At 55.0% G+C, this 5,894-nt stretch carries 4 protein-coding genes; 2 read left to right on the top strand and 2 right to left on the bottom strand.

From position 1 onward, the window contains the following. Positions 1-176 precede the first annotated feature (176 nt). Entirely contained in the window at positions 177-569 is a 393-nt protein-coding gene (locus B2R17_RS09465; protein ID WP_286763800.1) for a hypothetical protein, read from the top strand. A 1,152-nt stretch (positions 570-1,721) separates the two neighbouring features. Here the strand turns inward: B2R17_RS09465 and B2R17_RS09460 are convergent. Both B2R17_RS09460 and B2R17_RS09455 read right to left on the bottom strand, forming a co-directional pair. Beyond that, complete coding sequence (locus tag B2R17_RS09460; protein ID WP_286763799.1) at positions 1,722-2,633, bottom strand: DUF4349 domain-containing protein; 912 nt, start codon at positions 2,631-2,633, stop codon at positions 1,722-1,724. A gap of 137 nt (positions 2,634-2,770) precedes the next feature. Continuing rightward, complete coding sequence (locus tag B2R17_RS09455; protein WP_286763798.1) at positions 2,771-4,096, bottom strand: hypothetical protein; 1,326 nt, start codon at positions 4,094-4,096, stop codon at positions 2,771-2,773. 142 nt (positions 4,097-4,238) lie between these two features. On the opposite strand from B2R17_RS09455, the gene B2R17_RS09450 reads away from it, so the two are divergent. Continuing rightward, the gene (locus B2R17_RS09450; protein WP_008671105.1) at positions 4,239-5,549 is read left to right on the top strand and encodes a DUF1570 domain-containing protein; all 1,311 of its coding nucleotides are present in this window, start codon (positions 4,239-4,241) and stop codon (positions 5,547-5,549) included. Positions 5,550-5,894: the final 345 nt, after the last annotated feature.

The raw sequence follows: 5,894 nt of genomic DNA, 5'->3' as shown, positions 1-5,894 counted from the left end.
GCGTAGCCGCTGCCCAACCAGAAGGCACTGCCGGATGGTGCCACCCACCAAACCTAGACTCCATGTTGGGCGTACTGCACGACGAGTCGCCGAGTCGTTGTTTTTGAAGTGGAGGATCGCTCGCGGCGACCGTGTGATCCGCAACGTTCGTCCAATGAAATTGCCCACCATCTCAAATGATACGATCCGCCAATCTTTTGCCGCTTTTCATTCTGACTTGCATTGGTTGTTCCGGCGAAGACCCCAAGGATAAGGTTGGATTGGTTTTGGAGGTCTGTGCCTTCACGGCAGACTTCGCAAAAACTGACATCGCAAGGGTCGATCCGAATACCACCGTTGGCGAGGCTTTATCAAAAGGGAATCTCACAGACGATCTACTTGCCGGGACGCTCTATACGCAGTCTCTCGAATCAAAATTTGGCGTACAGCAGTTGACGAACGCAGTACTATCGGAAGCAGCTGCCCGTGAACGCGCAGGCGAAAAGATCGGCGGAGTTCCGCTGATGTCCTTTACGATGAAAGAAGTCGCCGAGCTGATCGAACAGCAGCGGCAAGGCAAACCAGAGTGATTCAGGATGCGGCACAATGGACGAACCAACGGATACACGTGAGTCGCCGAGTTAAGTTACTTGAAGTGGTTCGTCGTTCTCGGCGACCCTTGATTTGATGCACGGATTTCAACGCATTTCGAGAAATAGCTTGGTGTTCTGCGGGATGGTCGCTCTGCTTGTGACTCTAATCACTGGGTGGTATCCCAAGCACGGAGGCGGACCAGGATCATCGGGCGTCAGCTATGGCGTGCCGTTTAGTTGGCGGGTTATGAAGTGGCCGCCCGCAATCGATCAAAGCGAGTTGTTCAGACGTGGAGACGGTCGCGTAGAAGAAAGAGTAAGGCCTTTCAGCGGAGCAGGAACAACTCGAAAGATCAATAGGCCATTTTGGTTCGGTTTGGACGTCGCAATCTGGTACGCCATTTTCGCCGCAATCATTTACCTGGTTCACGCTCGCCGCGCCCCCGGGAGCCACCGTCGGATGTGTGGAAAACGACCGTGAAATTGCGATGGTTTCTCGGGGTAACGTTTCGTCCACCGTTCGATCAAAACAACGAAAGTATCCCCGGCCCCCATGCGATGATGACGGAGCGGAGGTTGAGAACTGGCTTGCAATTTGGTTTTGCTTCTTTCGCCATCGCCCCTACTATAACTGACGTCTACCGAATCGTTTCATGCTCGACAATCGCCGGATAGTGCCACCGACCATCCGGTGTTGGGCGTCTCAGCCTATTCATACCCCACATCTCGAAACACCAAAGATTAGTGTCCGATCAGACTGGATGCGTGTTCCACCAGAGCGGTCAGGGGAACGCTAATCGCCGCCAATCGAACACCAATGACGTTTGGGCAAGGGATTTTTGGCTTCAAACCGATTGTGTTCCCAACGTAAGCGGCTCCCATAAGATGCGGGGTACAAAAGGGCTGTGCAGTGGGTTGGACGGAATGACTTTGTGGGGGCTGTTGTTTGGCAGGTTTGATTTGCCGACAGAGGGCCTCTGTCGGCTACTTGGTTGCTTGCGGCTCGCCGGATGGTGCCACCTGTCATCCGGTGTAGCACGAAGCGAAGCGAGTAACGCAATCGCCGCCGGGAAGGTTTGCTAGCTAGCGACCGGTGTCGCATCGTTTTTTGGCGACAACGTAAGCAGCAAGCGGTGTCGTTATTCCCCGCTACTTCGATCGCTTGCGTAGCAATCGTCGGCCCACTGCAACGCTCACCAGAATGAGTACGCCGATAACAAGCAACCAAGGCAGGATGGCGATGGCAGCGATGACGATGTTTTCACCGGTCTGCTTCATCGCGTTGATCGATTGTGACCAAGATTTCTGGATCCGCGAACTGAATGTCGGCGCTGCCTGAGGGACGTACTCTTTTTCTTCGCGGCACTGAATCGTGATGGTCGCCAAAGCGGAACGATCCGATAGCACTCGCAGGCGACCTTCCATGCGTTCGATCTCTTCGCGAACGCGTGAAAGTTCGCGTTCGATTTCTAAGACATCGGATAGCTTTCCGGTTCGTTCTTCGAGCATCGTGATGATGCGTTCTTCGAGCTTCTTGTTGTTGCGGATTCTTGCCTCGACGTCGACGAATTCTTCGGTGACGTCTTGAGCGTCTTCGGTGCGAGATTCCGCGAATCCCAATCCGGTGACGCCTTGAAGGAAGGCGACGTAGTTCGCGACTGGAATGCGAGCGACCCACTCGCCAGATTGTCGATTGTTGTAGCGGCGATTCGTTTCGCTGTTGGAAATGAATCCTCCGTGCTGATCGACCAGAGCCGGTAGTTTTGATTCAAAGGTCGCGTACTCTTTCACCACCAAAGACAGGTGGGTGTTGTAAACGATTCGTCGATTCGATTTGGCGTTCTCGCTTGATTGGCCTGCGTTCAATGATTCAGTGTGGGCCTCATCGATATCCGGACCGCGATTCGGAGCTTGTGCCAGCGAGAAGGATGCAGGTTGTTCCTGGACGGCTTGTTCGCTCATGACGTCGAGCTTGGTAGAGAATTGATTGGACTGTGGCCCGCATCCCGTGATCAACAGCAGGACGACGAGAATACCGTTGCGAAAGTTTCGGTGGTTCATCAACTTTGGTTCTGCGTCGGTGGAATGTATGTCGCTAGATGATCAATTCGACTGAATCGGTGGTGGACGAGGCGACGAGTCTTACGCTGAAGGATTCGTGGCCTCATCCACTACCGCGGGTTGTGTTCACCCGATGGTTACGGAGTTGGGATGTCGTTGAGGATGAAGTCGACTGCGTCCTGCGCGACTGAGGTAGGAGATTCGTAGATCAATTTCGATCCAGGCGGAGGTGATCCCGCGGCGCCGAAGTCAAACAAATACCCAATGCCAACTCCTGAGTCGGTTTGGCGGAAGACTTCATAACCCAGGTGATCCATCCGTGTTTCATCTTCCAGTAACACGTACGCTTCGTTCTCGAAAATCCATTGGCGGTGACTTTCAAGCGAACGACCGGCGGAGTCGAGTTCAACGCCCACACGTATCTCGCGAAGCGGGTCGGCATCGCGAATGGCTTCGATGGAAACGGTCATTTGATCTTCGGTTTGAGATGCGGCAGGAGCGTTCAAATCCAAAGCAAACTTTTCGCGGCGACCGGGAATCATCGCGGTCAGCGTTCCCGCGAGCCGTTCGATCCTTTCGGATGGGCGGCTGGGCAATTGCATCGGCAAGAAGAACTCGCTCTGAGCCATCTCGCTGTTCGTTGCGATGTCGATTTTGTCGCCGCTCGATTGAGGCACCAAAGTTTCTCCCGAATCAAGCTTTCCGTTGACGGCGCTGATGGGCAGCGTCAACCCGATCGGTGTTCGATTGGGTTGCCATTCGATCGTGAGGTTCAGATTCATGCTGCTGAGTTCTGGTGAACGCAAGACACGACGCGCGGTCACCACGGTGGGTTCGAGCCGGTAGATTCCAACGTAGGCGGCCGACTCGACTCGCGATGGACGGTTCTCGTCGCGAGCGATCAGCATCAGTGTTGTTCGGTCGCCTCCGTAGAAGTTGATGTCCAATTTGGCTTGATCCAAAACATGGTCGACCGCGTGCCAGAAGTTCAGCGGCGATCGCGGGGCTTGGATGGTTTGGGTGAGGTCGCCGGCCGCACCTGCAGAGTCGAGATCAAATTCGACCTCGCTGACGGTTGAGATTGCTTCCAAAGCCTCGCCAAGCGTCTTGGCATTCTGCAACCGAATCAGCTGGGTTTCGACGTGGGTTTCCGCCTTGCGTTTCGCCCATTCCGCACGGACACGATTAAGACGCTCGCGAGCCTCGATCGACAGGTCGTCGAGAATTGCGGGGAGATAGTCGGAAGCGTCCGGCCCCGCATCGATCAGCTTTTTCTCGGCCGCCCGTCGGGTTTGGGCTTCGTCAGCGTCTAGTTCTGCGATCCAAAGCGGGACTTCGAGTTCGAGCGTTTCCGCGGATTCTTGTGCGTGCGTGTGGGATGCGGTGAGTGCAGGCAGGAAAAACGCCAGCAAGGTCACCGCAATCGGGACAAGCCGTTGGTGCGCGACGTGAAAACGATGCATGTCAAGCTTTCGAGAAAAGTTTTGAACTGAATTTCAATCGATCGGCGTTACAACCGCGAGGGTACGAGGAACCTTCCGTGCAAAAAGGCCTTCCGTCCGTCCGCCACTTCAATCTTAACCTAGGGTTGAGTAGATCGCGTGGGTGTTGCGGGGCGCCGACGGTTCGGATGTGTTCCTGCGTTGTTCCTCGCCGTTGACTTCCATCATGTCGATGACTCTCACTTCCATTGCGAAAACGTCGAATGTCGTTCCTTCGGGCACGCCGCGTCGGCTTCTTTCGTTCGCGTCAGGCTTTCGAGTGGTTCAAACTCGCTTTGTACCATTGTTCGCTGCGATCCTGTTCGTCGGTCTAGCTGCCGAAGAGAGCAACGCCGACCCAGTAGCACCGGCTTCGCCCGAACGTTCTGAACACTTGGTGTCGTCGCAATCCGTCGCGTCATCAATTCGACCAGGCTTGGTGGAATTCCGTGTCGGTAACAGCTGGCAAAGTGGTTTGCATCTGATCGAATCGGCGAGCGAATCGCTTGTGATCGGAAGAGACGGTTGGTTGCACACGATCAGTCGAACCGAAAAATCAGAGTCGATGCGTTCGATCGCTGGCCAGTTCAAACCAACCTCATCGGTCGAGCTGCGCAATCGGTTGCGAGCGGAATTCGGACGAGAGTTCGAAGTCGTTGCGACTCAGAACTTTTTGGTTGTTCAACCGAAAGGTCGCGGCAGTCGCTGGCCCAAGATGTTCGAACAATGCCATCGTGCATTCGTGACTTACATGGAACGTCGAGGCGTGAAAGTTCGCCAAGGCCGGTTCCCGATGGTGGCGGTTGTTTTGCCTGACGCTCGAGCGATGTATGACGAGATCGCTCGATTGGGAATCGACGTTTCGCGAGTTGCCGGTTTGTATGCAAACAAATGCAATCGCGTGATGACACATGACGGCGGTGCCATCAGCATGATTGCCGCAACGGTTCGACACGAAGCCGCTCATCAATCCGCATTCAATTGTGGCGTGCACAGCCGAGTGAACGACACACCGAGTTGGGTCACCGAAGGCATCGGACAGATGTTCGAGCCCGATGCGATGAGTTCGGGGCGATCCGGAACGCGTTTGATCGAACGCGTGAACAAAGACTCGGTGCGTCAACTTCGCGAAACGATCGACATGGACGATCCAACGGAAGTCGCTCGATGGGTGGACCGAATGATTCGAAGCGATGACTTATTCCGCAATCCAACCACGATCCACACCGCTTATGCGTTAGCGTGGTCAATGATGTTTTATTTGGCCGAACGAGACACGGAAGCCTTCGCGGACATTCTGAACTTCACCGCCACGCGTCCTCCGTTTGAGACCTATCGATCGGGGCAACGGATGATCGATTTCGAACGAGTCGTCGGCACCGACGTGCGAGACTTCAGCAATCGACTGACTCGTTTTGTCGCGAGCCTGCCGTAGAGGCCTGCTGATTCAATGTGCCGTACCGCATAAGCGGCGAATAATCAGATGCCAATCCGGGCTAACACAGGACTGTTCAATCTTGGGGGGTGCAGGTCGAGGACACGGTGCAACTTTTGTCACCTCTCTCTCAACTGAGGTCGTGCATTTTTGAAGTGCCGTGCTTGCAAGGTTGGAATCACCCTGCTGAACGCAGTTGGGGAGGGTAGTGCGCGCCTTTTCCCGTGCTCGGCCCTCACCCTCGCGTACGCCTGAACGGCGTCGCTCGACCTCTACCCAAACTTCGTTTCGGGAGAGGTACGCCATGTGGAAATCTGCCGAAAAGCGGTATCGGAAAACTGCACG

The organism is Rhodopirellula sp. UBA1907 (genome assembly GCF_002337565.1).
GTDB lineage: Bacteria > Planctomycetota > Planctomycetia > Pirellulales > Pirellulaceae > Rhodopirellula > Rhodopirellula europaea.
The sequence above is the reverse complement of the archived record's forward strand: the minus strand, read 5'-3'. Positions and strand labels throughout refer to the sequence as shown.

Excerpts from the sequence above, each read along its gene's own strand:
- B2R17_RS09455 (WP_286763798.1), bottom strand. The coding sequence starts at position 4,096 with ATGCATCGTTTTCACGTCGCGCACCAACGGCTTGTCCCGATTGCGGTG.
- B2R17_RS09460 (WP_286763799.1), bottom strand. The coding sequence starts at position 2,633 with ATGAACCACCGAAACTTTCGCAACGGTATTCTCGTCGTCCTGCTGTTG.
- B2R17_RS09465 (WP_286763800.1), top strand. The coding sequence starts at position 177 with ATGATACGATCCGCCAATCTTTTGCCGCTTTTCATTCTGACTTGCATT.